Consider the following 26,949-nt stretch of genomic DNA (forward strand, 5'->3'; position numbering starts at 1 on the left):
GGCGCCGGCAGGGCAACCAGGCCGGACAGATCAAGAGCCGCGGCCTCGTCGTCGATCTCGGCCCTCAGCAGCTCGCGCGCCGGGCCGCCCGCGCCGCCGAGAGCTCTCCCCCGCTCGGTCGTGGAGGGCCTCGACGACGGCCTCATCGCCCCCTTCCGCCACGACCTCGAGTCCGTCGACGAGCGCGACGGCCGCACGCTCACCGCCGAAGAGTCGCTCACCGGTATGGCGCAGCGCGACGGTGAGCCCGTTCGCGGATGGCCGTCAGGACCGACGCCGAGGGCCCCGATCAGTGGATCTGGATCCACTGATCGCCCGCTCGCGCCGACGCCCAACGCGGGCTCCGGCGTGGTCGTCTCACCGGCACGATCGACACGCAGCGCACGTTGCGCGAGGAGCGCGACCGCGCACAGCGTACCTCGAGGTCGCGTCGACGCTCGTCGTCGTCCTCGAGCCCCGCGGGCGCGTCGAGCTCATCAACCGCCAGGGCTGCGCTGCTGGGTTTCGCCGAGGACGCGCGGCGCGGCCGCGACTGGTTCAACGCGGTCGTCCCGGCCACCGACCGCCTCGACGCCCGGCGCGCGGAGGCCCAGGTCGCCGACCACGACGCGCTCACCGGCCTGCCCAACCGGCCCCAGCTCGGTGCCTCGATCGGGGTCGCGCTGTTCCCCGAGCACGCGACCGACGCCGAGTCGCTGCTGAAGCGCTCCGACTCCGCGATGTCCCAGGCCAAGCGCACCGGCTCGGGCAGCGTCGCGCTCTACGAGCAGCAGGAGGGCGACGCCCGCGCGCGGCTCTCGCTGACGACGCGCCTGCGCCGCGCGATCGGCGAGGTGCGCCTGCACTGCCAGCCGATCGTGTCGCCGACCGACGGCCTCATGATCGGCGTCGAGGCGCTCGTGCGCTGGGAGGACCCGACGCACGGCCTCGTCCCGCCCGCCGACGTCATCCCGATCGCCGAGGAGACCGGCCTCATCGACCCGATCGGCGACTGCTCGTCGAGGAGCTCTGTGAGCAGGCGACGCGCTGGGCCGCGCGCACGCCTCCGCCGCAGCTGGCGCGGCGACAAGGTTGAAGGACAGGCGCGGGCGGTGCCGCTTGGCGCCCCGAGCTCGCGCTAAAGCCGGCGCGCGGCCTTGGCGCCCAGCCCGCTGAGCACGCCCTGCGTCACGGCGCTGAACTTCGCCAGGCCGTCGGCGTACTGCAGGTGGAAGATGTAGCGGCCCTTGAGCACGAGGATGCCGTCGTGGCCCAGCCAGTACGCGTCGTCCCACGGGCCCGACAGCTTGCGGGTCTTGAGGCCCGGCTGGCGCTGCTCGCGGTGGACCTGCGCGCTGAACTCCTTGCGCGCGGCGCCCGCTGAGGGGAGCGTCGCGACGCTGGACGACGCGACGGTGCCGGTGCTCGGATAGCGGAAGTCGCAGAGGACCAGCCGCCCCTTGACCCCGGTCAGCGACGGGTTCGACGTGGTCACGCCGCGCAGGGAGAGGTGCTTCATGCCGACCGGCCTGCCGACGTCGGCGGGCGAGAGCAGCTTGCACTGCTTGGAGACGCCGGCGCTGGCGGTCGTGGTGGTCAGCGCGAGCGCGCCGAGCAGCGCGCAGAGGAGCACCATCGCGAGTCTGGACACAGCCGCGAGTATGTCATCAGACCTTCAGGAATGCTAAATCGCTTCGGGCCGCGCGGCGTTCCCCTTGCCCGGGCCCGGGACGTTGCGGAACATGAACGGCGCCGGCTCGCGCGCGGGCTGGACGAACCAGGCCTCGCCGGTCGCGCCGCCGGTGATGATCCGCAGGACGGTGGCCGCCACGGTCTCGGCTGGGATCAGCTCGACGCCCTGGGCGGCGAGGACCTCGCGGATCGGCTCGACGATCTTGGACTCGGCGAACGCCGGGCAGATCGCGTTGTAGGTGACGTTGTCGACGGCCAGCGCCGGGCCGAGCGAGCGCGCGAGCCCGACGACGGCCGCCTTGCTCGCGGCGTAGATCGGGTCGAACGGGACCGCGGTCAGCCCCGCCAGCGACGCGGTCACGACGATCGCGCCGCCGCCACGCGCCTTCAGCGCAGGTAGGACCGCGTGAGTCCCGTAGATCACGCCGTCCAAGTTGATCCCCATGACCTTCTTGTAGCGCTCGACGTCGAACTCCGGGCCGATGCCGAAGCCCGTCACCACGCCGGCGTTCAGGTAGGCGATGTCGATCCCGCCCGTGAGGTCGACGGCCGCGCCGACCAGCGCGACGTTCGCCGCGAACGACGACACGTCACACGCCACGAAGTGGCCGCCGACCTGCTCGGCGACGGCACGGCCGCCCGCCTCGTCGACGTCGGCGACGACCACCTCGACGCCCTCGGCCGCGAGCGCCAGCGCGGTGGCGCGGCCCAGCCCGCTGGAGCCGCCGGTGATCAGCGCCACCTTGTCGCGCAGCTCCATCAGGCGACCTGGAGCACGAGCTTGCCGACGTTCTCGCCGCGGAAGAGCATGCTCAACGTCTCGGGGAAGTCGTCGATCGCGCCCTGCACGACGTGCTCCTTGGTGACGATCCTGCCCTCGCCGATCCAGCCCGCGATCGCGGCCGCCGCCTCCGGGAACTGCCGGGCGTAGTCGAAGACGACGAAGCCCTCCATGCGCGCGCGGGAGACCAGCAGCGACAGGTAGTTCGCCGGACCCTGCACGGTCGTCTCGTTGTTGTACTGGCTGATCGCGCCGCAGATGGCGATGCGGGCCTTCAGGTTCAGGCGCGTGAGCGCGAGGTCCAGGATGTCCCCGCCAACGTTGTCGAAGTACACGTCGACGCGGTCCGGCGTCGCGGCGCGCAGCGCGCCGCGGACGTCGTCGCCGCGGTAGTCCACGGCGGCGTCGAAGCCGAGCTCCCCGACCAACATGGCGCACTTCTCCGGGCCGCCGGCGATGCCCACCACGCGCGCGCCCTTGACCTTGGCGATCTGGCCGACCATGGTGCCGACGGCACCCGCCGCGCCGGAGACCAGGACCGTCTCGCCCTCGCCCTTCAGCGCGCCGACGTCCAGCAGCCCGAAGTACGCGGTCATGCCCGGCATGCCCAGCGCGCCGAGGTAGGTCGGCAGCGGCGCCGCCGACGGGTCGACCCGCAGCGCGCCGCGCCCGTCGCTGACGACGTGCGACTGGACGCCGAACGTCCCGACGACGTGGTCGCCGACCGCGAACTTGGGGTGGTTGGACGCCGTCACCTCCACGATCGAGCCGGCGCGCATCACCTCGCCGATGCCGACCGGCGGGATGTAGGAGCGGACGTCGTTGAGCCACCCGCGCATCGCGGGGTCGAGCGAGATCAGCTTGGTGACCCCGGCGAACTCCCCCTCCCCGGGCGCACGCGTCTCGGCGTCGACGTGCTCCCAGTCGGTCGGCTTGCACTCGCCCTGCGGCCGTGCCGCGAGGCGGATCTGACGGTTGCTCTGGGACATTGGTACCGGACAGTACCAATGGACCGCCGGCGCTGCTAGCGTCGGCCGCCCGCGCATGCCCCCCGCCGTCCCCGCCACCGAGATCCGCGCCCGCATCCTCGGCGCGATGGCGCGCCTGGCCGCCGACAAGGGCTACGCGGCGGTCACGATCGACGACCTCGCCCGCGCGGCGCGCATCTCCAAGCGCACGTTCTACGCCCACTTCGCCGACAAGGAGCGCTGCCTGCTGGCGGCCTACGAGGCGGCGGCGTCCTCGGTCTACGACGCCGCCGAGCGCGCGGCCGCGCAGGACGGCGGCAACTGGCGCCGCCAGGTCGACACGGTCATCGCCACCTACCTGATGGCGCTGGCCGCCCAGCCGGAGATGACGCGCCTCTTCCTGATCGAGATCCAGGCGGCGGGCGCGGCGGCGCTGGAGCTCCACCTCGCCGTCGACCTCCGCTACGCCGCGCTGCTGCGCCGGATCGTCAGGCGCGGCGGCCGGCGAACGCTGCCCCAACCCATGGCCATTGCCCTGCTCGGGGCCGTCAACGAGCTCGTCCTGCACGAGGTCGCCAACGACCGCACGACCCGCCTGCCGCGCCTCCTGGGCACCGTCCGCCCCCTCTTCGACGCTGCCCTCGGACGAAATCTGGGTATGTGACCGCGACACGCGTCCGTTGGGCGTGTTCTGTGCCAACGAAGCAACGACGAGACCTAAGATCCCATCGGGAGGGACTTGATGCACCGTAGAACCTTGGGCTGGGCGTTCCGCGCCGGCGCACTCGCGCTGACGCTCGCCGCCCTGCCCACCGCCGCCGCCATGGCGGCGACCGCGCCGGTCGTCACGACGGGCGGCACCTCGAACCTCGCGCAGCAGACCGTCACGCTCGCGGGCACCGTCGACCCCAACGGGGCCGACACGAAGGTGCTGTTCCAGTACGGCACGACCAACCGCTACGGGTCGGGGACGGCCGAGCAGACGGTCTCCGGCGACGGCCGGCGCTCGATCACGGTCGACGTGTCGGGCCTCGCGCCCGCGACGACCTACCACTACCGCTTCATCGCGACCAACGCCAAGGGCTTGGACAACGGCGCCGACCGGACGTTCAAGACCAAGGCCCAGCCGCTCGGCGTGACGCTCAACGCCACGCCCAACCCATTGGCGCCGGGCGCGACGACGACGCTCGCGGGCCAGCTCACCGGCACGGGCAACGGCGGTCGCCAGATCGTCCTGCAGACCAACCCGTTCCCCTACACCCAGGGCTTCAAGCCCTACGGGAACAAGCTGATCACCGACGCAGCCGGCAACTTCACGTTCCCGGGCGTCCCGATCGCGGTCAACACGCAGGTGCGCGTCGCGCTGCCCGACAAGCCGTCGGTCGTCAGCCCGATCGTCGTCGTCAGCGTCGCGGTCCGGATCTCGACCCATCTCGGGGCCCACACGGTCACGCGCGGGCACCAGCTCACGTTCTCCGGGACCGTCAAGCCCGCGGTCGACGGCACGCCGATCGCGATCCAGAAGCTGAACTCCAAGAAGCACTGGGTCACGATCGCCGGGACCGCCGCGCGCCACAGCAGCAGCGGCCAGTCGACGTACAGCAAGCACGTGAAGATCAGCCGCGGCGGCAAGTACCGCGTCTACGCGGGCGTCGCCAACGGCATGTACGTCCCCTCGACGGGGTCGACGGTCACCATCCACACCAAGTAGGGCGATGGTCGGACCCGAGGCGGGCCGGGGACCCCGGCCCGCCTCGGTCCTGAAACCTGACCGCAACATCCAGGCCAAAGTCCGGACACGGGCGGCCGGCAGGATCGCCGGCCATGAGCACGACGATCGACGTGTCCGGGACGCCTGCCGCCGCAGCCGCGTCCGCCAGCGCAGCGGCCCGCGGTCGTCGAGGCCGCTGGATCGACCAGTGGGAGCCGGAGGACGAGCGCTTCTGGGCGGCCACGGGCCAGCGCATCGCACGCAAGAACCTGCTCTGGTCGGTCTTCGCCGAGCACCTCGGCTTCTGCATCTGGTCGATCTGGGCGATCGTCGTCATCAACCTGGTCAACGTCGGGATCGCGCTCTCGGTGCCCGAGCAGTTCTGGCTGACGGCGACGCCGAACTTGATCGGCTCGGCCCTTCGCATCCCCTACACCTTCGCGCTGCCGCGCTTCGGCGGCCGCCTGTGGACGCTCGTCAGCGCGCTGCTGCTGCTGATCCCGACGGCGCTGCTGGCGTTCCTGGTGCCCAGCGGTTGGCTGGCCGATCAGCCGCACTCCACGCAGATGGCGGTCCTGCTCGGGTGCGCGGCCACGGCCGGCGTCGGCGGCGGCAACTTCTCGTCGTCGATGGCCAACATCTCGTTCTTCTACCCGGACGGCAAGAAGGGCTTCGCGCTGGGTCTGAACGCCGCGGGCGGAAACCTCGGCGTGGCGCTCACCCAGCTCGTCGTCCCGCTGGTCATCATCGTCGGCGTCTCGGGCGCGGTCGTCAAGCTGCCGGTCCACCCGGTGCACCTGGGCTACGCGGGCCTGCTGTTCATGCCGTTCATCGCGCTGGCCGCGGTCGGCGCCTGGCGGTACATGGACAGCCTGACGCAGGCGCGGACCGACACCACCGCCTACCGGCAGGCGATCCGCCAGCCGCAGACGTGGGTCATGTCGATGCTCTACATCGGGACGTTCGGCTCGTTCATCGGGTACTCGTTCGCCTTGCCGTTGGTCATCAAGAACACGTTCCCGGAGTTCCTGGCCGGGCATCCGTTCATCGCGACCTACCTCGCGGGCCTCGGCTTCGCCGGCGCGCTGGTCGGCTCGCTGGCCCGTCCGCTGGGCGGCCTGCTCTCGGACCGCATCGGCGGTGCGCGCGTGACGCTGACGGCGTTCCTCGGGATGGGCGCGTGCACGCTGGTGGCGATCGCGGGGGTCAACGCCCACTCGTTCGCGACGTTCTTCGGCGCCTACATGATCATCTTCCTGCTGGCCGGCGTCGGCAACGGCTCGACGTACCGGATGATCCCCGCGATCTTCGCCGCGCTCGGCCGGCGCGCGGGCGACGGCAAGGACACCATGTTGTCGTTCAAGCGCCAGACCGCGGCGGTGATCGGCATCGCGGGAGCGGTCGGCGCGTTCGGCGGCTTCCTGATCCAGGTCGCCTTCCGCCAGGCCAGCCTCGACGTGTCGGCCCTCATGAAGGCGGCGAAGGACCCGGCCGAGAAGGCGTCGATCGCCGCGGCGCACCAGGACTGGTCGGTCTCGGCGCTGTGGGTGTTCGTCGGCGCCTACGCCGTGTTCGCGGTCATGACGTACGTCGTCTACGTGCGCCGCGCCAGCCCGCTGACCGGCGTCTAGCCGAGCAACGCGTCGAGCGTCGCCGCGGCCCGGCCGTCGTCCAGCACCGCCTCGCAGCGGCGCAGGGCGTCGGCCGGGTCGTTCGTCGTCCCCGCGGCGATCAGGCGGACCGCTCCGCTGAGCGCCACGGCCTGGCGCGCCGGACCGGCGTCCTCGCCACGCAGCACGGCACGCGTGAGGTCGGCCGCGACCTCGGGGTCGGCGTCGCCGCGCAGGACGAGGCCGAGGCGCTCGGGCAGGTCGACGGCGCCACCCGCATGCGACAGCACCGCGACCGGCCGGCCGGGGCGCAGCACGTCGGAGCCCTCGACGCCGCGGATGGCGATCGCGCGGTCTGCACCCAGCCGCTCCAGCGCGCCGAGCAGCCGGCCCGCGTAGCTGCCGTGGGTGTGGCCGACGACGAAGCGCCGGGCGCCGAACCAGTCCACGAGCTTCTCGGCGCTGTGGATCGGGCCCCGCAGGCCGATCTCGTCGCGGGTCTTGGCCAGCGCCTCCCAGCCGGGCAGGGCCGCGCCGGCGTGCACCACCGAGACCCCCGCGCGCGCGAGCATCGCCTCGGACTCCGTGGGCGTCGGCCGCGCCGGACCGCCGAGCGCGCCGAGCACCTCGGCCACCGTGATGCCGTGCTTGGGACCGAGCCGGCCGCCGCAGCTCGTGACGACGGCCGCCCCGGCCGCGGCGGCGCACACCGCCGCCGCGAGCGAGAGCGGCGGCGCGTCGGCGACGCCGTCGAAGGCGCCGGCGCTCGCCACCAGCGGACGGTTGCCGGCCACCCCTTCGACGTGCAGCGGGGCCGCGCGGTCGCGCAGCGCCGCGGTGACCCCCGCCAGCTCCTCGGCGCCTTCGCCCTTGACGCGCAGTCCGATCAGGAACGCGCCCACCTGCGCCGGCGACACCTCGCCGGCGAGCAGCGCGGCCGTCGCCTCGCGCGCCTCGTCGAACGTCAGGTCGCGCGACCCGCGCGGGCCGGTCGCGACCGCCTTGATCATCGCGCGGAAGCCGGCGTAGCCTGCCCGCCCGCGCAGCGGCTGCGTGGCGCTCTCGGTCATCGTCCCTCTCCTTCGAAGCGGTAGCCGACGCTGCGCACGGTCTTGATCCGGCCGGCGTGCTCGGCCCCGAGCTTGGCGCGCACGCGGCGCACGTGGACGTCCACCGTGCGCGCGCCCCCGTAGTAGTCGAAGCCCCAGACGCGGCTCAGCAGCGCCTCGCGACCGAAGACGCGACCCGGATGGGTCACCAGGAACTTCAACAACTCGTACTCCATGTAGGTGAAGTCGATCGGCCGCGCGTCGATGGCGACCTGGTAGGTCGCGAGGTTGACCGCCAGCGACCCGACCCGCACGACGTTGTCGTCCGGGACGCCGTTGACGCGGCGGCGCGCGCGGGCGATCCGGGCGCGCAGCTCGGCGGCGCGCAGCGGCAGGACGATCAGCTCGTGGCCCTCGTGGACTGCACCGCCGTGGTCGAGCTCGGCGCCGTCGATCGCGACGACGACCGGCACGTCGCCGAGGTCCTCGTCGCCCTCGAGGCGCGCGCACAGCCCCGGGTCGCTCAGCACGAGCGCGAGGTCGGGCGGCCGCGGCGGCGCGCCGCCGTCGCCCTCGGGCCGCAGCGAGCCGTTGGCCGACACCTTGCGTGGCGCGAAGCCCAGCTCGGCGAGCAGCCGCGCGACGTCGGAGGCCACGTCGTCGACCGACTCGTCGGTGTAGATCCACGCCTCCGGCATGTCGAGGCCTACCTACAACAACCGTAGGAAGCGTTCCAGCTCCCAGGTCGAGACTGTGGCCTGGTAGGCGTCCCACTCCGCGCGCTTGTTGGCGACGACCAGGTCGACGACGCGGTCGCCGAGGGTCTCGCGCGCGAGGTCGGAGGACTCGAAGCGGTCGGTGGCCTCGCGCAGGTCGGCGGGGAGCTTTGGCGCGTCGACCGACGCGGCGTCGTCGCCGTTGGCCTCCGGGCCCAGCTGGTAGCCGCGCTCGATGCCGCGCAGGCCGGCGGCGAGCACGAGCGCCAGCGACAGGTACGGGTTGGCGCCGGGGTCCGGCGAGCGCAGCTCGATCCGCGTCGCCGTCTCCCGCGTCGGCCGCGACGCGGGGACACGCACGAGACCCGCGCCACCGGTCCGCGTCCACTGCACGTGCCGCGGCGCCTCGAAGCCGTTCGCGAGCCGCTTGTAGGAGTTGACCCACTGGTTGGTCAGCAGCGTCAGCTCGCCGGCGTGGGCGAGGATCCCGGCCAGGAAGCGCCGGCCCTGCGGCGACAGCGGTGTGCTCGGGTCCGGGTCGTGGAAGACGTTGCGGTCGCCGTCGAAGAGGCTCAGGTGCAGGTGCATCCCGCTGCCCGCGTGCTCCTGCAGCGGCTTGGGCATGAAGGTGGCGAAGAGGCCCAGCTCCGACGCGACCTCCTTGACCGTGAGGCGGAACGTCGTGATCGCGTCGGCCATCGAGAGCGCGTCGGTGTGGGCGAGCTGGATCTCGTGCTGGCTGGGCGCCACCTCGTGGTGGCTGGCCTTGACCGGGATGCCGAGGTGCTCGAGGTGGTCGATCGTCCGGCGGCGGAAGTCCGAGCCCTCGTCGAGCGGCGTCAGGTCGAAGTAGGCGCCGTCGTCCAGCGGGCGCGGCACCGGGCTGTCGTCCTCGCCCGCGAAGAGGAAGAACTCGATCTCGGCGCCGACCTGGACGGTCCAGCCGAGGTCGGCGACCTGGGCCAGGACGCGCTGCAGCGCGTCGCGCGAGTCGGCCGGGAAGGCGCCTCCGTCGGGCTCGCGCACGGTGCAGAACATGCGGCCGACCACCCCGTCGCGCCAGGGGAGCAGCGCGAACGTGGACGGGTCGGGGTAGGCGATGACGTCGCGCTCGCGGCGCCGGGCGGCGCCTTCGAGGCTCGAGCCGTCCAGGCCGACGCCGTCCTCGAGCACCTGCTCGAGCTCGGAGGCGGGGACGGCGAGCGATTTGAGGATGCCGAGGACGTCGACGAACCAGAGGCGGACGAAGCGGACGCCGCGCTCCTCGGCCGTGCGCAGCACGTATGTATCCCGTGGACCCATGCGGTGTCAGAGACGGTGGCAGCGATGTGGCGCGTGCACATCCTCCGCGAGGTCGGAACTCGTTCGCCGACCGGTCGAGCGGACGACACCAAGCCGAAACAAAGCCGTCGCGGAAGGGAAACGGTCGGGCCGCACCATCCCTGCCGCGTGCCCGGCCCGACATCCACGTCCACCCTGTGCCCGTATTGCGGGACCGGCTGCGGCCTCTCGGTCGACGTCGAGGGCGGGCGGGTGCGGGGCGTCGCGGGCGACGCGCGCCATCCGGTCAACCGTGGGCGGACGTGCCGCAAGCCGCTGGAGCTGGGATCTGCGGTTCACGCCGCCGACCGGCCGACGACGCCGCTGGTCCGGGCGTCCCGCGACCTGCCGTTCGCCTCGACGTCCTGGGACGACGCCATCGACGGGGTCGCGGCGCGGCTGCGCGCGATCGTGGACGAGTCGGGGCCGGACGCGATCGCGTTCTACGTCTCGGGCCAGCTGCTGACCGAGGACTACTACGCGGTCAACAAGCTGGCCAAGGGCTTCCTGGGCACCAACAACGTCGACTCCAACTCGCGGCTGTGCATGTCCAGCGCGGTGGCGGGCTACACGGGCGCGTTCGGGGCCGACGGGCCGCCGCCCGCCTATGCGGACCTCGCGGCGGCCGACTGCCTGCTGCTGCTGGGGTCCAACACGGCGGCGTGCCACCCGATCGTGTGGTCGCGGATCCGGGACCGGCAGGCCGAGGGCGCGCGCGTGATCGTCGTCGACCCGCGCGCGACGCCGACGGCGATCGCCGCCGACCTGCACCTCGCGGTGCGGCCCGGGACCGACCTGCCGTTGTTGAACGCCATGCTCTGCGTGCTGGAGCGCGACGGGCTGCTGGACCGCGACTTCATCGCGCGGCACACCAGCGGCTTCGACGCGACGATGGCGGTGGCGCGCGCGTGGCCGGTGGAGCGCGCCGCGCAGGCGTGCGGCGTCGCGGCGGCCGACATCGAGCGCGCCGCGGAGTGGTTCGGCGCGGCGGGTGCGGCGATGACCCTGTGGTCGATGGGCGCCAACCAGTCGGCCGTCGGGACGCTGAAGAACCGCGCGCTGATCAACCTCTGCCTGGCCACCGGGAACCTGGGACGGCCGGGCTGCGGGCCGCTCTCACTGACCGGGCAGCCCAACGCGATGGGCGGCCGGGAAGTTGGTGGGCTCGCCCACCTGCTGCCGGGCTACCGACGCGTCGACGACGGCGTCGACCGCGCGGCGATGGAGGCGCACTGGGGGCTGGAGGCGGGCGCGCTCTCGGCGGTCCCGGGCCTGACGGCGACCGAGGTCGTCGACGCGCTGCTGGACGGACGCGTCCGCGCGGTGCTGGTGGCGGCGACCAACCCGGTGGTGTCGCTCCCCGACGGCGCACGGGTGCGCGAGGCCTTCGAGCGCTGCGAGCTGCTGGTCGTCCAGGACTGCCACCACCCGACGGAGACCAGCGCGCTGGCGCACGTCGTCCTGCCGGCCGCGGCATGGCCCGAGAAGGAAGGCTCGATGACGTCGTCGGAGCGGCGCGTCGGGCTCGTGCGCAAGCTGCTCGACGCACCCGGCGAGGCGCGCCCGGACTGGCAGATCTACGCGGGGCTGGCCCGAGCCCTCGGGTTCGGCGACGCGTTCGCATGGCCCGACGCGGCCGCGGTCTACGACGAGTTCGCAGCGACCACGGCGGGGCGGCCCTGTGACGTCAGCGGCGTCTCGCACGCGCGGCTGCGACGCGAGGGCTCGGTGCAGTGGCCGGCCCCGGCGGCGCTCGTCGCGGGCGCGACCGCGGACGGCACCGTGCGGCTGTACGAGGATCGGCGGCCGCCGACGCCGGACCGGCGCGCACGGTTCGGGCCCGCGCCGCACAGCGCGCCGGCCGACGCGCCGGACCCCGAGTTCCCCATGACCTTGACCACCGGGCGCGTCGCCGACCAGTGGCACACCATGAGCCGCACGGGCAAGTCCTCCGCCTTGCGCGCGGCCGCCGGCGTCCCGACCCTGAGCGTCCACCCCGAGGACGGCAAGGCCTATGGGTTGGTCGACGGCGACGACGTCCGGGTGCGCTCGCGCCGCCGCGGCGAGGTCGTCCTGCGCGCGGCGTTCGACGCCACGCTGCCGCGCGGCGTCGCCTTCGCGCCGTTCCACTGGGGCGCGGCACACGCACCAGCGGGTGCCGGCGCGGTGAACGCGGTCAGCCACGCCACGGTCGACCCGACGTCGAAGCAGCCGGAGCTGAAGGCCATGGCGGTCGCGCTGGAGCCGGCGCGTGGGCGGGCGGCGCGGCGGGGCGCGGATGGACCACGGCGCCGGCTCGTCGTCGTCGGCACCGGCATGGCGGCGCTCGCCACCGTCGAGGAGGTCCTGCGGCGCGATCCGGACGGCTGGCGGATCACCATGCTCGGCGAGGAGCCTGGGCCCGTATACAACCGCATCATGTTGTCCAAGCTGCTCGCGGGCGAGTGCGGGCCCGGCGACCTGGAGGTCAAGCCGCTGGCCTGGTACGCGCAGCGCGGGATCGACCTGCGCGGCGACTGCCCGGCGGTCGCGATCGACACCACCAACAAGGTGGTGCGCGACCTCGCGGGAGGCGCGCATCGTTACGACACGCTGGTGGTCGCGACGGGCTCGCGCGCGTTCGTCCCGCCGCTGGCCGGCGCCGACCTCCCGCACGTCGGCGTCTTCCGGACCTGGGCGGACGTCGCCGCGCTGTCGGGGACGCCGGTGGCGGGCCGGCGCGCGGTCGTCCTCGGCGGCGGCCTGCTGGGCCTGGAGGCGGCCGCCGGCCTGCACGCGCGCGGCGCCCGCGTCACGGTGGTCGAGCCCGCGCCGCGGCTGATGGGGCGCCAGCTCGACGACGCCTCGGCGTCGATGCTCGGCGCCGCCCTGCGCGCCCGCGGAATCGCGCTGCGCGTGGGCGTCCTGCCGGAGCGGATCACGCCGGACGCGGTGGTCCTCGACGGCGGCGACGCCACGCCGCTGCCCGCCGACCTCGTCGTCGTCGCCGCCGGCGTGCGCCCGGAGACGACGCTCGCCCGTGAGGCCGGGCTGCCCGTCGCGCGCGGCATCGTCGTCGACGACGCGCTGCGCGCCGGCGCGCCTGGGGTCTTCGCCGTCGGCGAGTGCGCCGAGCACCAAGGCATGGTGTACGGGTTGTGGGCGCCGCTGGCCGAGCAGGCGCGCGTGGCGGGCGCGACGATCGCCGGCGACCCCGCCGCGTTCCACCCGCAGACGACCGCGACGGTCCTGAAGGTCGCGGGGGTCGACGTCTACGCCGGCGGCGTCGCGCAGCCCGAGGACCACCATGACGAGGTCACGCTGCGCGACACCCGCAGCGGCCGCTACCGCAAGCTCGTCCTGGACGGCGACCGGCTCGTCGGCGCGATCCTCGTCGGCGACGTCGCCGACGCCCGCCGGTGCAGCGCGGCGTTGCGCTCGCACGACCCGACCGACGCGGCGCTGATCGACGCCGGCTTCGGCGCCGTCGGGGCCGAGGCCCCGCCGCCCGCACCGGACGCCACGATCTGCTCCTGCAACGCGGTCACCGCCGGCGCGATCGACCGGGCGATCGCCGCGCGCGGGCTGACGACCGTGGCCGGCGTGGCGAAGGCCACGCGCGCCTCGACCGGCTGCGGCGGGTGTGCCGGCGAGGTCCGGGCGATCCTCGAGCGGCACCGTTCATCGGCCCGAAACACGAGCGACTCGGAGCGGCAACCGCCATCGCCGACCATCGCGGCATGAGCCTGAACCCCTCCGACGCGGGCGTCGTCGTGATCGGCGGCGGCATCGCGGGCCTGGCGGTCTGCGAGGCGGTCCGCGAGCGCGACGCGCTCGTCCCGGTGACGCTGATCTGCGCCGAGCCGCGCCTTCCGTACGACCGCGTCCGCCTGTCCGAGATCCTCGTCTCGGGCGCGTCGGCCGAGACGCTCCAGCTGCGGCCCGCGGAGTGGTTCGAGGACCAGCACGTCACGGTCGTCACCGACGCCTGGGTCGCGCAGGTGGACGCCCGCGCCCGCACGATCGCGCTGGCCGACGGCGGTCCGACCATCACCTACACCTCGCTCGTCCTCGCCACCGGCTCCAACGCGCTGCTGCCCCCGATCCCGGGGATCGACCAACCCCATGTCCATGCCTTCCGTGGACCCGAGGACTGCGACCGCATCCGCGAGGCCGCGGTCTCCGCGCGCCGCGCCGCGGTGATCGGCGGCGGCCTGCTCGGGCTGGAGGCCGCGCGCGGGATCGCGTCCCAGGGCTGCGCCGTCACGGTCGTCCACCTCATGGACCGCCTGATGGAGCGCCAGCTCGACGCCGGCTCGGCCGGCCTGCTCCAGGACACGCTCGCGATGGACGTCGAGCTCAACCGCCAGACGGCGGAGATCGCGCCCGACCACCTGCGCTTCGCCGACGGCGACGAGCTGGAGGCCGATCTGGTCGTCGTCTCGATCGGCATCGCGCCCGAGACGACGCTGGCCCGTGCGGCCGGCGCGACCGTCAACCGCGGAGTCGTCGTCGACGACGCGCTGCGGACCTCGCTCCCCGACGTCTACGCCGTCGGCGAGTGCGCCGAGCACCGCGGTCGCGTCCACGGGCTCGTCGCGCCCATCCTCGAGCAGGCACGCGTCGCCGCCGCGGCCCTGACCGGCGACGGCGCCGCCGCCTACGCCGGCACGATCCCGAGCACCAAGCTGAAGGTCGCCGGCGTCGACCTCTTCACCGTCGGGGATGCCGAGGGCGACGGCCAGGCGGTCGCGATGGACGCCGCCGACGGCGTCTACCGCAAGCTCGCGACGCGCGACGGCGCCGCCTGTGGCGCGATCCTGCTCGGCGACCTGCGCGGCGCCGAGGCGCTGTCGACGCTCGTGCGCCGCGGCGAGCGCGTCGCGGACGCGCTGGCCGCGCTTGCCGCGTCGCTCGAGGCCGGCCCGGCCGAGATGGCCGACGAGGTCCAGGTCTGCAACTGCAACGGCGTCTGCAAGGGCGACATCATGGCCGCGGTGACCGAGCGCGGCGCGACGACGCCCCGCGAGGTGATGGCCATGACGCGCGCCGGCACCGGCTGCGGCTCGTGCAAGGCGCTGGTGGTCGACATCGTGGCGCTGGCGGCCGGCGGCGAGGTCGCCGACGAGCCGCATTACCTCTGCCCGTGCAAGCAGCAGACGCGCGAGGACCTGGCGGCGCTGATCCGCGCGGACGGGCTGGAGTCCGTCAGCGACGTCTCGCGCGCGTGCGGCACCGGCCGCGAGTGCGGCGCGTGCAAGCCGGCCCTCGCCTACCTGGTCAGCGAGATCAACGCCAACCGCCACCGCGAGGAGCGCGACGCGCGGTTCATCAACGACCGCGTCCACGGCAACATCCAGAAGGACGGCACGTTCTCGGTCGTGCCGCGGATGCACGGCGGCGTCACGACGCCCGCCGAGCTGCGCCGGATCGCCGACGTCGCCGAGAAGTACGACATCCCGCTGGTGAAGGTCACCGGCGGCCAGCGCCTCGACCTGCTCGGCGTGCGCAAGCAGGACCTGCCGAAGGTCTGGGAGGAGCTCGGGATGCCGTCCGGGCACGCGTACGCGAAGGCGGTCCGCACGGTCAAGACCTGCGTGGGGTCGGACTTCTGCCGCTTCGGGCTGGCCGACTCGATGGGGCTCGGCGTCGAGATCGAGCGCGAGTGGGAAGGGCTGCACACGCCGGCGAAGGTGAAGTCCGGCGTCTCGGGCTGCGCGCGCAACTGCGCCGAGGCGACGATCAAGGACATCGGGTTGGTCGCCGTCGGCGACGACCAGTGGCAGGTCCGGGTCGGCGGCGCCGCCGGGGGCAGCGTCCGCGAGGCCGACGTGCTGTGCACGGTCGACTCCCGCGCCGAGGCGCTGCGCGTCTCCACCACGTTCCTCCAGTACTACCGCGAGAACGCGGACTTCAAGGAGCGCACCTATGACTTCGTCCCGCGCGTCGGCCTCGACGCGATCCGCGCGGCGGTGACCGATCCGGCGACCGGCGCGGCGCTGCGCGAGCGCTTCCGCCTGGCGAAGGCCGCCGCGACCGACCCATGGCTCGAGCGCCGGGAGCCCTACCACCCGCACCAGTTCACCAATCCCGACGACGAGGACGGCGCGGCGCGGCCCGCGCTCGTCGGCCCGCCCACCGGAGGAGCCCGATGACCTACGCCTGCCCCGTCGACGCCATCCCGACCGGCGAGGGCCGGACCGTCACGGTCGACGGCCACCGCGTCGCGCTGTTCCGCACCGCCGCAGGCTGGTACGCGATCGACCGCGCCTGCCCGCACGCGGGCGGTCCGCTCGCCGACGGCATCGCCGCCGACTGCTCCGTCATCTGCCCGCTCCACGAGCGCCGCTTCGCGCTCGACACCGGCGCCCCGATCGGCCACGACGGCCCGGGCGTGCGCGCCCACCACGTCGAGGTCCGCGACGGCCGCGTCTACGTGGCGATCGGGGTCCCGGCGACCGAGGGAGTCCCGGCCGCCGCGTAGAGTCGGGGCGGTGATCGACGAGCTCCTGAAGCACATCGGCCTCGACCACCGTCCCGGCAGCGACGCGCCAGGACTGCGAGAGGTCCATCGCGCGTTCGTGTCCCGGCTCGCCTACGACGGGATCACCGCGCAGCTCGGTGAGCACGCCGAGCTGGACCCGGACCGACTGATCCTGCGTACGCTCACCACCGGGCGTGGCGGCTACTGCTTCGAGATCAACACCATCCTGCTCACGCTGCTGCGCGCGCTGTGCTTCGGGGTCGAGCGGCGCGAGGCGCTCGTCGACGAGCGGGAGGCGCACGCCGGCGGGGCGCCGATCAACCACCTGGCGTTGGTCGCCACCACCGCCGACGGCGAGCGCTTCCTGTGCGACGCGGGCTGGGGAGAAGGGCCGTTGGAGCCCGTCCCGCTGCGCGCGGGCGCGCACGTGCGAGGTCCGTTCTCATGGGTGTTGGAGCGCGAGCCGCAGGACGACGGCTGGTGGATCACGCAGCACCGGTGGGGCAGCACCCCCGGCTTCCGCTTCGGCGACGACGCCGTGCCGCTGGCGACCTACGCGCCGCACCACCTCCGGCTCGCCACGAGCGCGGACTCGAGCTTCGTCAAGACCCTCGTCGTCCAGCAGCCTCACGACGACGAGGTCGTCACGCTCCGCGGCCGGACCCTCTCACGCAAGGGTCCGCGCCGCGACGAGCGCGCGGTGCTCGACGACGAGGACGCGCTGGCCGCCACGCTGCGCGACGTCTTCGGCATCGACCCCGCGGCGCTGGGCACAGAGCGCGTCGCCCGGCTCTGGGCCAATGCGTGCGCCCAGCACGAGGCGTTCGTCAGGACGGCGTGTTCGCCGGCGTCGGCTCCGCCGGAACCGCCGCGACCTGCGTGAGGCGGAACGCGTTGCCGAACGGGTCGCGGAACCCGCAGTCGATCCCGTAGAAGAACTCCTCGGGCTCGCTGGTGAACTCCACGCCGCGGGCGCTCAGCTCCTCGTAGGCCGCGCGGGCGTCGTCGGTCTGGATGATCACGCCGTTGAGCCCGCCGCGCGCCATCAGCGAGCGGACGTCGGCCTCGACGTCGGGGCGGACCGACGGGTCGATCAGGGAGATCGTGAACTCGTCCGCTTGGCCCGGCGCCGCGACGGTGATCCACCGCCAGCCGCCGGCGTCCATGTCGACCACCTTCTCGAAGCCGAGCTTCTCGGTGTACCAGGCGAGCGCCTCGTCCTGGTCGCCGACCATCGCGCAAAGGATCGCTGCTCTGTAATTGGGCATGGGCCGAAGCTAACCCACCTCCGGTCCGTCCGCTTCTCGAATCCTGCTGTCCGGCACCGCGCGCGGCCGCTGCCACTCGCGCCGGAAGCAGGACGGGATCCGGGCCCGCAGCGCGTACGCGCGCTCCTGCTCGCGCCAGACCGACGGCGCCACCCCGACCGTGCGCTTGAACGTCGCGCTGAACGACCCCAGCGACGTGTAGCCCACGGCCAGGCAGATCTCCGACACCGTGAGCTCGGTGAGGCGCAGCAGCTCCTGCGCGCGCTCGATGCGCCGCGTCTGCAGGTACTGGTGCGGCGTCTCGCCGAACGTCTCCTTGAACGTGCGGCTGAAGTGCGCGACCGACGCGTGCGCGCGCCGCGCCAGCGTCGCGACGTCCAGCGACGGATCCGCGTACTCGGCGTCGGCCGCGTCGCGCGCGCGGAGGAGGTGCCGGGCGAGCGGCGCCGGCGTCGTCGTGGCCGCCATCACGCATATGGAACAACGGCGAGGGGCGCCGCGCAAGTCGTGGGCGGGCCCGCGTCGGATTCAGGACGGGCGGTGCAGGCGCGCGAGCTTGAGCGCGAGCTCGAGCGACAGCAGGTCCTCGTCGGCGAGGTCGAGGCCGGTGAGGGTCTCGATGCGTTCGAGGCGCTGGCGCAGCGTGTTGGTGTGGATGTACAGCGCGCGGGCGGTCGCGGCCAGCGCGCCGCGGTCGCCGAGGTGGCGCTCCAGCGTCCCCAGCAGCTCGGTCCGACGCTTGGCGTCGTAGGCGGCGAGCGTCGCGATCGCGGCCGCGTGACGCTCGTCGGGCGCGTGCCCGGACGGAAGCGGCGCGAGGTAGCGGTAGACGCCGAGGTCGCCGTAGCCGCGTGCGCCGCCGGCCGGCGCCGTCGCCCTCGCGACCTGCGCCGCGCACGTCGCCTCGGCCAATCCGCGCTCGTCGCCGCTCAGCCCACGGCGCGGCTCGCTGCGCCCACCGGCCAGGCGCTCCTCGGCCGTGAGCCGTTCGAGCTCCGCGTCCAGCCGCGCCAGCTCCTGCTGCGCGTCGGCCGCCGAGCCGCCGAGCGGCAGCAGCGCCCGCAGGCGATCCTCGCCCGGATCGCAGAGCGCGCCGGGCACCGCCCGCCGCAGGCGGGCCTCCGTGCGGGCCGCGACCTCGTGCCAGGCCGCGTCGGGTTCCCCGGCGAGCGGCTCCAGCACGGCAACCACATGCGGTCGGTCCAGGTCGTGGCCCGCGGCGCGCGCCCGCGACTCCGCCGCCTGCGGTCGGCCCTCGGCCAGCGCGTCGAACAGGTCGCGGACGAGGTGCTCCTCGGTCAGGCGCTCGATGAGGTCGGCTTTCTGCAGCGCCGAGGCGAGGTGCTGGCCCACGGCGTCGAGCAGCCGCTGGTCCTCGGCGCCGAACGGGCGCTCGCGCTCGGCGACGAGCATCCCGACGTCGGCGTCGGCGGCGGCGAGCGCGGCCACGAGGACGCGCTCGCCCGGGCCCGCGCGCAGCGCGTCGGCGCTGCGCGGCGGCCGGACGCCGCCCAGCGGGTCGCGCGGGCTGGCGTAGGCCGGCTCCAGGCGGCCGCCGCCGGCGTCGACGAGGTGCAGCCGGCAGCCGTCGGCGCCGAGCAGGCGGCGCACGCCCGCGCACGCGACGCGGTAGAGGTCCTCGCGCCGGGTGGCCGTCGCGATCTCCTGGCTGAGGTCCGACAGCGCCGACAGCGCGGCGACCTGGCGCCGCGTCTCCTCGAAGCGCCGCGCGGTGTCGATCGCCCCCGCGACGAGCGCGGCGACACGGACGACGAGGTCCAGGACGTCCGGGTCGAGCTCGCGCGGCGCCTCGGTGCGCACGGCGACGACGCCGGTCGCCTCGCGGCCGTCGCAGTCCAGGAGCGGGACCGCGGCCACCGACTGGACGCGCTCCTCGTCGAGCAGCGCCACGCGCTTCATGCGCGGGTCGTCGAGCGCGCCCTCGCGCAGGAACGCCGGCGTGCGGTGCCGCGCGACCCAGCCGCACAGGCCCTCGTCCATGCCGATCTCGACCTGGCCGACCGCGTGCGCGTGGCCCTGCGAGGCGGCGCGCATCCGCAGCACGTCGCCGTCGCGGAGGTAGACGAAGCACGCATCGCACGCGGTCGCCTCGACCAGCAGCTCGACGATCGCGGGCAGGATGCGCTCGGGGTCCGGGCCCCGCGCGACCACCCCGATCACCTGATGGAGGGTGTCCCGCTCGAGGGCGACGTCGGTCCGGTCTTCTGTGACGAGCATGCGTCGCCGAACCCTAGGTCGGCATGGACCGTTCGCACATGGCCCGGCGGTCGAGATCGCCCGAGTCGGTCATCGCCCTGTGGTGGAGCCACAGCTGGGCTACCTTCAACCCCATGGACATCGTCATCGCCGGAGGCCATGGTCAGATCGCGTTGCTGCTGGAGGGGCTGCTCGCCGACGAGGGGCACGCGGTCCGAGGGCTGATCCGCAACCCCGACCACGCGGCCGACCTGGAGGCCCAAGGCGCGACGCCGGTCGTCGCCGATCTCGAGGAGGCCGACGTCGACGCGCTGGCCGCGAAGGTCGGCAGCGCCGACGCGATCGTCTTCGCCGCCGGCGCCGGCCCGGGCTCCGGGCCGCAGCGCAAGTGGACGCTGGACTACGCGGGCGCCGTCAAGCTCATGGAGGTCGCCCGCCGCAACGGGATCGGCCGCTACGTGATCGTGTCCTCGACCGACGCCGACCCCGAGGCCGAGGACGACGGCGGGTTCGGGACCTACCTGCGCGCCAAGGGCCAGGCGGACCAGAAGCTCGCCGAGTCCGGGTTGGCCTACACCATCGTCCGGCCTGGCCACCTCACCGACGCGCCCGGCACCGGCGCGGTCGCCGTCGCCGTCGGCTCCAGCTCCGGCGACATCCCGCGGGCCGACGTCGCGGCCGTGCTGGCCGAGGTGCTCGACACGCCGGGCACGGCGGGCGCCACGTTCGTCGTCGTCGGCGGCGACACCGCGATCGCGGAGGCCGTCGCGGCGCTCGCCGAGGGCTGACCGTCGCCGTCCAGCGCCTCGAGGCGCGCGGCCTCGTCACGCGCGTGCGCGCGACCGACGACCGCCGCGCGACAACGTCGCCAGCTCGTCGGCTTCCGCGGCGGTTGGGGCCTGGGCAACTCGCTGTTCGCCGCGACCGCCGTGAGCGCGATCGTGGGCGCCGCGTCCGGCGGCGTCGCGTCGGCGATCATCGTCTACGAGGCCGCGCTCGGCCTCGGCCTCGCCTCCGGGCCGCTGCTCGGCGGCGAGCTCGGCGCGCTGTCCTGGCGCGCGCCGTTCTTCGGGACCGCCGCGCTGATGGCCGTCGGCGTCATCGCGATCTTCGTGTTGTTGAAGGACTCGCCCAACCCGGCGCGCAAGACCTCGCTCGCCGAGCCGTCAAGGCGCTCGCCCACGGCGGGCTGCGCACCGTGGCCTCCACCGCGCTGTTCTACAACTTCGGGTTCTTCACGGTGCTGGCCTTCGAGCCGTTCCCGCTGCAGCTCGGCGTCCACGAGGGAGAGGGCGGCGCGGGTCTCCGCGCTGGGACGGAGGCGGCGGCCTGGGAGGCCGCCGCTTCGCGCGTGCCGTAGGGTCCGCGGCCGATGGCCGCCCCCGAGAAGCCCGCCCTGCCGCCCGCGCTGCGCTCGCTGCTCGAAGCGGGCGGCGCGCTGGTTCGGCGCTCGTCGTCGGGCCGCGTCGGGATGGGCCGCGCCGCCGCGCTGGTCTCCGAGGACGCTGTGCCGCGCGCGCTGCGCAAGCTGCCGGCGACGCTGGAGGCCGCGCGCGCCGAAGCCGCCCGGCCGCTGGCGTTCAAGGACGTCGAGAAGCTCCTCAAGAGCGCGTGGGGCCGGCCGCCGGGCAAGGTCCTCGACGCCCTGGAGCCCGAGCCGCTGGCGGTGACGCCGAGCGCCCAGGTCCACCGCGGCGAGCGCGACGGGGACGCCGTCGCGGTCAAGGTGCTGCGCCCCGGGCTGACGGCCGCCGTTCGCAATGACCTTGCCTTGCTCGACGTCCTCGCCCCGCCGCTGCGCCAGGTCTTCGGCGCCATGGACGCCGGGGCGATCCTGCGCGAGGTGCGCGAGACCGCGCTGGACGAGCTGGACCTGGAGCACGAGGCCTCGACGCAGCGCCAGGTGCGGCGGCTCCTGCGCGGCGTCGAGGGCCTGACCGTGCCGGCGCCCGACCTGGAGCTGAGCGGCGAGACCGTCCTGGTCAGCGAGCTGCTCCCCGGCCAGCCGCTCGCCGACATCAAGAAGCCGAAGGATCCCGGCGCCGTGGCCCGGACGCTCGTCGCCGCCCACGTCACCGCGGCTCGCGCCGGGCTCGTCCTCACCGACCCGCGGCCGGGCCACGTCATCATCATGAGCGGCGGCGTCGGCCTGCTCGGCACCGGTCGCGCGCGGCCCGTCGACCGCGACCGCGTCACCGCCGGGCTGGCGACGCTCGTCGCCTGGCGCGCCGGCGACCAGGACGGCTTCGCCGCCGCGGTCAGCGACGGCCTCGGCCTGCTGCCGGCCAGGGACGGACTCAAGGCCTATACCTTGGTCGCCGTCGTGCTGGGCGAGGTGCTCAAGGAGGAGACGCGCCTCGACGGCCCCGCGCTCGCGGCCATCGGCGACCGCGCGCTCGCGCACCTGCCGGCCGCCCTCACCATCGTCGACACGCTCACGCCCCATCCGCACGACCTCGCGGTCGCCCGCAGCGTCGGCCAGCTCTCCGCCGTCCTCGCACACCTCGGCGCGAGCGAGGACTGGGGCGCGCTGACGCTCGCTTAGCCGACGGCGACCGGAGCTCCGCGGTTCAGCCGGACGCGTCTTCGATCATCGGATGGCGATCGGCGTACGCGGCGTCGATCGCCGACACGGCGGTCGGCGTGGCCCGCCAGGTCGACACGGCTGGGTCAGATGCGCTGGTCTCGACCAGCTGCCGGTCTGCGAGCCCCTTCAGCAGCTCCCGGGTCTCGGCTTCCGACAAGCCCCGCCATGCGACCGCCTCAGCGTGGATCTCACTCAGCGCACGGAAGGCACCCTGCTCATCTCGCGCGTTCGACTGGCGCATCCGCACCAGGTGCAGCAGCGCGGCATGTCGTGCACCATCGACTCCGAGCCCAGGTCGCATCCAGTCCTCGACGGCCTCGGCCTCCGGAGATCCCGCGAACGCCCAGCCTCGGTCAGATCGTGACGCCATGCTCGGCAGACCAGCCTGGATGCTTCAGCCGACGGCGACCGGTGCGACGGGCGCGGCGTCGGCCGTGTCGAACGCGTCCTGCGCGTCGCGGACCGCGGCGATGTTCGCCTCGGCCCAGGTGCGCACGGCGGCGAGGGGCTCGTCGAGGGAGCGGCCCAGCGGCGTCAACGCGTACTCGACGCGCGGCGGGATCGTCGGGTAGACCGTCCGCGTCGCAAGGCCGTCGCGCTCCAGCGAGCGCAGCGTCTGCGTGAGCATCTTCTGCGAGATGCCGGGGATGCCGCGGCGCAGCTCCGAGAAGCGCTTCGTGTTGTCGCCCAGGCACCCGACCACCAGGAGCGTCCACTTGTCGGCGATCCGCGCCAGCGTCTCGCGCGTCGGGCAGCTCGGGTCGTAGACGCAGCCGTGGACGGTTTCCATGAGGTGACCGTAGCACTTCTGGGTGCCGTCTTCCCGACGGTGACTGGGTCACTTAAGGTGACCGCGATGACCCCTTCCTCGACCCATCCCATCCTCCTCGTCGGCGCGACCGGGACCGTCGGCGGCAAGGTCGCCGCCGCCTTGGCCGACCGCCCGGGAGTCCGCGCGCTGGCGCGCAGCGACCAGGCCGCAGCGCAGCTGCGCGCAGTTGGGATCGCCGACATCGTCCGCGGCGACGTCGGCGACCGCGCCGCGCTCGACGCGCTCATGGCCGGCGGCGGCCGCCTGCTGCTGATCACGCCCTACAGCGAGGGCCAGGACGTCCTCGAGCTCGGCGCGCTCGAGGCCGCCGTCGCCGCCGGCGTCGAGCACGTGGTCAAGTTGTCCGTGTCGAAGATCCCGGCCGACGTGCCGATCTTCGCGCGCCACGCGCGCGTCGAGGAGGCGCTCGCCGCCGCCCCGCTGACGGCCACGGTCCTCCAGCCCGAGCACTTCATGGACAACCTGCTCTTCCAGCTCGACGCCCTGGCGGACGGGACCGTGGTCCAGACCGCGCCGCCGGAGGCGCCGCTCGCGCACGTCGACGCGCGCGACATCGCCGATGTGGCGACGCACGCGCTCACCGCGCCCGAGGCGCCGGCGGGCGCCTTCCACCTCACGGGTCGTGAGCGCCTGACCGCCGCGCAGCTGGCGGCCGAGCTTGGCGCCGCGCTGGGCCGGGACGTGACCGCCGTCACCCCCGACAAGGACGCCTGGGCAGCCGGCGCCCGCGCAGCCGGGACGCCCGAGTGGATGATCGTCGACGCGCTCGGCGCCTGGGACCTCGTCGTCACCGTCCCGCGCGAGGTCAGCGACGCGGTCCCGACCCTGCTCGGGCGCCCGGCCCGGCCGGTCTCGGCGTTCGCGCGCGAGGTCCTCGCGCCCGCGCTCAGCGTCACCGCCTGATCGCAGCTAGCCGCGCGTGGCCGAGTCGAGTTCCAGCTCCGGCTCGGCCTCGGGCCGCCAGCCCGGACCGTGGAGCGCCAGCCCGGCCCGCGTCCGCCACGACGTGGCCCGGCGGACGTCGTGCCACAGGTCGATGTACTCGTGGAACGCGACGCGGACCGGGTTGTGCGTGTCGATGTCGGTGGTCAGCCCATACTTCACGCGCTCGCGCTCCGGCGCGAAGGTCCCGAACAGGCGGTCCCAGATGACGAGGATGCCGCCGTAGTTCTTGTCCAGGTACTGCTCGTTGGAGCCGTGGTGGACGCGGTGGTGCGACGGCGTGTTGAGCACCGCCTCGATCGGCCGGCCCAGCCGGCCGACGCGCTCGGTGTGGATGCCGAACTGGTAGATCAGCGACCAGGCCTGCGCGAGCAGCACCATCCACGGCGCGAAGCCGACCAAGGGCATCCACAACCAGAACGGCGCGTAGGTCATCGGCACCCACGTCTGCCGCAGCGCGGTGCTCAGGTTGTAGTGCTGGCTGGAGTGGTGGACGACGTGGCTGGCCCAGAACACGCGCGACTCGTGCGACACGCGGTGGAACCAGTAGTAGGAGAAGTCGTCGGCGAAGAACAGCGCGACCCACACCCACCACGCGTCCGTCGGCAGGTGCCACGGCGCGAGCTCGTAGAGCACGGCGTACGCGGCGAGGACCGCGAACTTCCACCCGACGTTGATGATGACGTTGCCGATCCCCATCGTGATCGACGTCCGCGAGTCCTGCGCGTCGTAGCCGATCATCCCGTCGGACTCGAGGTGCCGGAAGGACGCGAACTCGACGACGAGCAGCAGGATGAAGTAGGGGAACGCGTAGTACAGGATCTCGGCCACGATGTCCTAGGCCTTGGTGTCGGGGATCGAGCGGACCAGGAGCGCGCGGGCGGCAGCGAACGCCGCGTCCTCGTCGGCGCGCGCGATGGCGCCGGCGAGCGCGGCCACCGCGGGCGCGTCGCCGACCTCGGGGCCGACGACCGACGCGTCGAACGACAGCACGCGCTGGCCGGCGACGAGCGTGTTGAGCGCCAGCCGGTAGGCGAGGTTGCCGGACGCGTCGATGATCGCGTCCCACAGGACGTCGTAGATCGCGGTGCGGGCGACGAGGTCGTCGGTCGCGGCGAGCGCGGCGGCGCGCGCCTGGAGCTCGGCACGGACCGCCGGGCCCGCGCGCCGGGCGGCCAGGCGCGCGGCGTCGGCGCCGACCGAGGCGCGCATCTCGAACATCGCGCCGACCAGCCCGAGCTCCTCGGGCGGCAGCTCAGCCTCGGTGCCGAGCGCGAGCAGGAGGTCGAGGCCGCCGTGGCGGCGCCAGTCGCGCACGCGCGTCGCGCCGCCCTGCGAGATCGAGATCAGGCCGGCCTGCTGCAGGCGCTTGAGCGCCTCGCGCACGGCGTGCCGGCTGGCGCCGAGATCGTCCGAGAGCTGACGCTCCGACGGCAGCGCGGCGTCAGGCGCGTAGGTGCCGTCGAGGATCGCGCGCCGCAGCGCGGCGTGGATCTCGCCCGACCGCGTCGTCCCAACTGGTCCAACCAGTGCCATGAACTGGTTGTACCAGATGCGAGGCCGGACGCGCAACCGGTCACACGATCGGCAGGATGCGCCAACAAGGTTCATGGACTCCCGATCCGACACCGAGCTGCTCGCGGCCGCCCTGGCCGGCGAGGGTGAGGCGTTCGGCGGCTTCTACCGGAGGCACGTCCGGCGGGTCGCCGCGTTCCACCTCGCGCGCACGCACGAGGCCCAGGACGCCGCCGACCTGACCGCCGAGACGTTCGCCACCGCGCTGGAGGCGCTCGACCGCTTCGACCCGACCCGGGGCGAGCCGATCGCCTGGCTGTTCGGCATCGCCCGCCATCGCGTCAGCAACGCGCGCCGCCGCGGCGCCGTCGAGGACCGCGCCCGCCGCCGGCTCGGGATCGAGCGTGTGCAGCTCGACGACGCCGGCCTGGAGCAGGTCGAGTCCGCGGCGTCCGCCGAGCTCGTGCGCGTCGAGCTGAGGGAGGGCTTCAACGCGCTCCCGACCGACCAGCGCGACGCGATCGCGCTGCGCGTCCTGCTCGACCACGACTACGCCGAGATGGCCGACGCCGGCGGGATCTCGGAGGCCGTCGTGCGCAAACGCGTCTCGCGCGGCCTCTCCGCGCTCCGTGCCCGCCTCGCCGGAAGGACCTCGTCATGACCGACCGCAACGACTTCTTCGCCGACCTCGAGCGCCAGCTCGTCACCGCCACCACCGAACGCCGGCCCCGCCTGCGCCGCGCCCGCGCCAGGCGCGCGGCGCTGTTGTCCACCATCCTGGTCGCCGTGCTCGCCGCCGGCGGCGGCCTGGCGGCGGCGGTCACGTCGACCAACGGCGCCGACAGCGACGGCGGCGGCCCGGCCGGGGCGACGACGCGCACCGAGCAGACCCAGGAGCAGACCGTCGCGATCGATCCGGCGACCGGCCGCACGACGCCCGAGCCCGGCACCTACACGGTGGCGATCCTCAACGGCACGACCGTCCCCGGCCTGGCTCGCGGCGTCGCCAACCGCCTGACCAACGCCAAGCACAAGATCGGCAACGTGACCAACGCCGCGACCCAGGACCGCTCCGCGACCCTCGTCGAGTTCGCACCGGGCCACCGCGCCGAGGCCAACGCCGTCGCCGAGGTCATCGACGTGGCACCGTCGGCGGTCGAGCCCGAGAGCGCCGGCTCCAAGGCGATCGCCGGCGCCGCGGCGGCCGTCGTGGTGACGGTCGGCGCCGACCAGAACACGTCGCCTCAGCACTCGGGCTGAGGCGGGGCGCTGAGGCGGGGCGCTGAGGCGGCCGATTGC

General features: G+C 74.0%; 26 protein-coding genes and 1 pseudogene. 14 read left to right on the top strand and 13 right to left on the bottom strand.

Going from position 1 to position 26,949, the window contains the following annotated elements; translation table 11 throughout:
- The first annotated feature begins 386 nt into the window (after positions 1–386).
- Positions 387–1,121 carry an EAL domain-containing protein gene (locus DSM104299_RS27605; protein ID WP_272474890.1) on the top strand — a complete coding sequence of 245 codons (735 nt, stop codon included), beginning with the start codon at positions 387–389 and terminating at the stop codon, positions 1,119–1,121.
- Here DSM104299_RS27605 and DSM104299_RS27610 read toward each other — a convergent pair.
- Genes DSM104299_RS27610 through DSM104299_RS27620 form a run of 3 tightly spaced genes read right to left on the bottom strand, consistent with a single transcriptional unit; the run spans position 1,118 to position 3,441 of the window.
- The gene (locus DSM104299_RS27610; RefSeq protein ID WP_272474891.1) at positions 1,118–1,630 is read right to left on the bottom strand and encodes a hypothetical protein; all 513 of its coding nucleotides are present in this window, start codon (positions 1,628–1,630) and stop codon (positions 1,118–1,120) included. The genes DSM104299_RS27605 and DSM104299_RS27610 overlap by 4 nt on opposite strands.
- Positions 1,631–1,663: 33 nt before the next feature.
- Positions 1,664–2,431: an SDR family oxidoreductase gene (locus tag DSM104299_RS27615; RefSeq protein ID WP_272474892.1), complete on the bottom strand. Its 768-nt coding sequence runs from the start codon at positions 2,429–2,431 to the stop codon at positions 1,664–1,666.
- The gene (locus DSM104299_RS27620; protein WP_272474893.1) at positions 2,431–3,441 is read right to left on the bottom strand and encodes an NADP-dependent oxidoreductase; all 1,011 of its coding nucleotides are present in this window, start codon (positions 3,439–3,441) and stop codon (positions 2,431–2,433) included. Before DSM104299_RS27620 ends, DSM104299_RS27615 begins: the two co-directional genes overlap by 1 nt.
- 55 nt (positions 3,442–3,496) lie before the next feature.
- Here DSM104299_RS27620 and DSM104299_RS27625 point away from each other — a divergent pair, with 55 nt between their 5' ends.
- The 3 genes from DSM104299_RS27625 to DSM104299_RS27635 all read left to right on the top strand — a co-directional run bounded on the left by DSM104299_RS27625 (position 3,497) and on the right by DSM104299_RS27635 (position 6,762).
- Positions 3,497–4,084 (top strand): TetR/AcrR family transcriptional regulator, encoded by a 588-nt coding sequence (locus DSM104299_RS27625; RefSeq protein ID WP_272474894.1) that lies wholly within the window; start codon positions 3,497–3,499, stop codon positions 4,082–4,084.
- 78 nt (positions 4,085–4,162) lie between these two features.
- Positions 4,163–5,131 carry a hypothetical protein gene (locus DSM104299_RS27630; protein WP_272474895.1) on the top strand — a complete coding sequence of 323 codons (969 nt, stop codon included), beginning with the start codon at positions 4,163–4,165 and terminating at the stop codon, positions 5,129–5,131.
- A gap of 113 nt (positions 5,132–5,244) precedes the next feature.
- Positions 5,245–6,762, top strand: coding sequence for an MFS transporter (locus DSM104299_RS27635; RefSeq protein ID WP_272474896.1), 1,518 nt, complete (start codon positions 5,245–5,247; stop codon positions 6,760–6,762).
- Here the strand turns inward: DSM104299_RS27635 and DSM104299_RS27640 are convergent.
- Genes DSM104299_RS27640 through DSM104299_RS27650 form a run of 3 tightly spaced genes read right to left on the bottom strand, consistent with a single transcriptional unit; the run spans position 6,759 to position 9,808 of the window.
- On the bottom strand, positions 6,759–7,811 hold the full coding sequence (locus DSM104299_RS27640) for an anthranilate phosphoribosyltransferase (protein WP_272474897.1): 1,053 nt from the start codon (positions 7,809–7,811) through the stop codon (positions 6,759–6,761). The genes DSM104299_RS27635 and DSM104299_RS27640 overlap by 4 nt on opposite strands.
- Positions 7,808–8,488, bottom strand: coding sequence for a winged helix-turn-helix domain-containing protein (locus DSM104299_RS27645; RefSeq protein WP_272474898.1), 681 nt, complete (start codon positions 8,486–8,488; stop codon positions 7,808–7,810). Before DSM104299_RS27645 ends, DSM104299_RS27640 begins: the two co-directional genes overlap by 4 nt.
- Before the next feature lie 12 nt (positions 8,489–8,500).
- Complete coding sequence (locus DSM104299_RS27650; RefSeq protein ID WP_272474899.1) at positions 8,501–9,808, bottom strand: glutamine synthetase family protein; 1,308 nt, start codon at positions 9,806–9,808, stop codon at positions 8,501–8,503.
- 147 nt (positions 9,809–9,955) lie between these two features.
- Between DSM104299_RS27650 and DSM104299_RS27655 the strand changes: the two genes are divergently transcribed.
- Genes DSM104299_RS27655 through DSM104299_RS27670 form a run of 4 tightly spaced genes read left to right on the top strand, consistent with a single transcriptional unit; the run spans position 9,956 to position 17,172 of the window.
- On the top strand, positions 9,956–13,549 hold the full coding sequence (locus DSM104299_RS27655; protein WP_272474900.1) for a molybdopterin-dependent oxidoreductase: 3,594 nt from the start codon (positions 9,956–9,958) through the stop codon (positions 13,547–13,549).
- The gene (gene nirB, locus DSM104299_RS27660) at positions 13,546–15,960 is read left to right on the top strand and encodes a nitrite reductase large subunit NirB (protein WP_272474901.1); all 2,415 of its coding nucleotides are present in this window, start codon (positions 13,546–13,548) and stop codon (positions 15,958–15,960) included. Before DSM104299_RS27655 ends, nirB begins: the two co-directional genes overlap by 4 nt.
- The gene (gene nirD / locus DSM104299_RS27665; RefSeq protein WP_272474902.1) at positions 15,957–16,289 is read left to right on the top strand and encodes a nitrite reductase small subunit NirD; all 333 of its coding nucleotides are present in this window, start codon (positions 15,957–15,959) and stop codon (positions 16,287–16,289) included. The genes nirB and nirD overlap by 4 nt, the downstream gene beginning before the upstream one ends.
- A gap of 10 nt (positions 16,290–16,299) precedes the next feature.
- Positions 16,300–17,172, top strand: a complete 873-nt coding sequence (locus DSM104299_RS27670; RefSeq protein ID WP_272474903.1) for an arylamine N-acetyltransferase family protein — start codon at positions 16,300–16,302, stop codon at positions 17,170–17,172.
- Here DSM104299_RS27670 and DSM104299_RS27675 read toward each other — a convergent pair.
- From DSM104299_RS27675 to DSM104299_RS27685, 3 genes are read right to left on the bottom strand one after another with little or no spacing between them, the layout of a single operon-like run.
- Positions 17,117–17,524 carry a VOC family protein gene (locus DSM104299_RS27675; protein ID WP_272474904.1) on the bottom strand — a complete coding sequence of 136 codons (408 nt, stop codon included), beginning with the start codon at positions 17,522–17,524 and terminating at the stop codon, positions 17,117–17,119. The genes DSM104299_RS27670 and DSM104299_RS27675 overlap by 56 nt on opposite strands.
- Before the next feature lie 42 nt (positions 17,525–17,566).
- Positions 17,567–18,025: a helix-turn-helix transcriptional regulator gene (locus DSM104299_RS27680; RefSeq protein WP_272474905.1), complete on the bottom strand. Its 459-nt coding sequence runs from the start codon at positions 18,023–18,025 to the stop codon at positions 17,567–17,569.
- Between the two features lie 60 nt (positions 18,026–18,085).
- Positions 18,086–19,795 (bottom strand): helix-turn-helix domain-containing protein, encoded by a 1,710-nt coding sequence (locus DSM104299_RS27685; RefSeq protein WP_272474906.1) that lies wholly within the window; start codon positions 19,793–19,795, stop codon positions 18,086–18,088.
- Between the two features lie 113 nt (positions 19,796–19,908).
- Here DSM104299_RS27685 and DSM104299_RS27690 point away from each other — a divergent pair, with 113 nt between their 5' ends.
- From DSM104299_RS27690 to DSM104299_RS27705, 3 genes and pseudogenes are all read left to right on the top strand, one after another.
- Positions 19,909–20,562, top strand: coding sequence for an SDR family oxidoreductase (locus tag DSM104299_RS27690; protein ID WP_272474907.1), 654 nt, complete (start codon positions 19,909–19,911; stop codon positions 20,560–20,562).
- An 81-nt stretch (positions 20,563–20,643) separates the two neighbouring features.
- A pseudogene (locus DSM104299_RS29490) lies at positions 20,644–21,056 on the top strand (MFS transporter); the annotation flags it as partial.
- A 90-nt stretch (positions 21,057–21,146) separates the two neighbouring features.
- A complete protein-coding gene (locus DSM104299_RS27705) occupies positions 21,147–22,319 on the top strand; it encodes an AarF/ABC1/UbiB kinase family protein (RefSeq protein ID WP_272474910.1) in 1,173 nt (390 codons plus the stop codon).
- A gap of 25 nt (positions 22,320–22,344) precedes the next feature.
- Here DSM104299_RS27705 and DSM104299_RS27710 read toward each other — a convergent pair whose 3' ends face one another.
- A complete protein-coding gene (locus tag DSM104299_RS27710) occupies positions 22,345–22,662 on the bottom strand; it encodes a hypothetical protein (protein ID WP_272474911.1) in 318 nt (105 codons plus the stop codon).
- Between the two features lie 93 nt (positions 22,663–22,755).
- Positions 22,756–23,151: a winged helix-turn-helix transcriptional regulator gene (locus DSM104299_RS27715; protein ID WP_272474912.1), complete on the bottom strand. Its 396-nt coding sequence runs from the start codon at positions 23,149–23,151 to the stop codon at positions 22,756–22,758.
- A 66-nt stretch (positions 23,152–23,217) separates the two neighbouring features.
- Here DSM104299_RS27715 and DSM104299_RS27720 point away from each other — a divergent pair, with 66 nt between their 5' ends.
- Complete coding sequence (locus tag DSM104299_RS27720; protein ID WP_272474913.1) at positions 23,218–24,096, top strand: NmrA family NAD(P)-binding protein; 879 nt, start codon at positions 23,218–23,220, stop codon at positions 24,094–24,096.
- A 6-nt stretch (positions 24,097–24,102) separates the two neighbouring features.
- Here DSM104299_RS27720 and DSM104299_RS27725 read toward each other — a convergent pair whose 3' ends face one another.
- Positions 24,103–24,966, bottom strand: a complete 864-nt coding sequence (locus DSM104299_RS27725) for a sterol desaturase family protein (RefSeq protein ID WP_272474914.1) — start codon at positions 24,964–24,966, stop codon at positions 24,103–24,105.
- Between the two features lie 6 nt (positions 24,967–24,972).
- Positions 24,973–25,671, bottom strand: coding sequence for a winged helix-turn-helix domain-containing protein (locus tag DSM104299_RS27730; protein WP_272474915.1), 699 nt, complete (start codon positions 25,669–25,671; stop codon positions 24,973–24,975).
- Positions 25,672–25,744: 73 nt separating this feature from the next.
- On the opposite strand from DSM104299_RS27730, the gene DSM104299_RS27735 reads away from it, so the two are divergent.
- Complete coding sequence (locus DSM104299_RS27735) at positions 25,745–26,311, top strand: RNA polymerase sigma factor (protein ID WP_272474916.1); 567 nt, start codon at positions 25,745–25,747, stop codon at positions 26,309–26,311.
- The gene (locus DSM104299_RS27740) at positions 26,308–26,910 is read left to right on the top strand and encodes a LytR C-terminal domain-containing protein (protein WP_272474917.1); all 603 of its coding nucleotides are present in this window, start codon (positions 26,308–26,310) and stop codon (positions 26,908–26,910) included. Before DSM104299_RS27735 ends, DSM104299_RS27740 begins: the two co-directional genes overlap by 4 nt.
- Positions 26,911–26,949 lie beyond the last annotated feature (39 nt).

Origin of the sequence: Baekduia alba, assembly GCF_028416635.1 — a bacterium.
Lineage (GTDB): Bacteria > Actinomycetota > Thermoleophilia > Solirubrobacterales > Solirubrobacteraceae > Baekduia > Baekduia alba.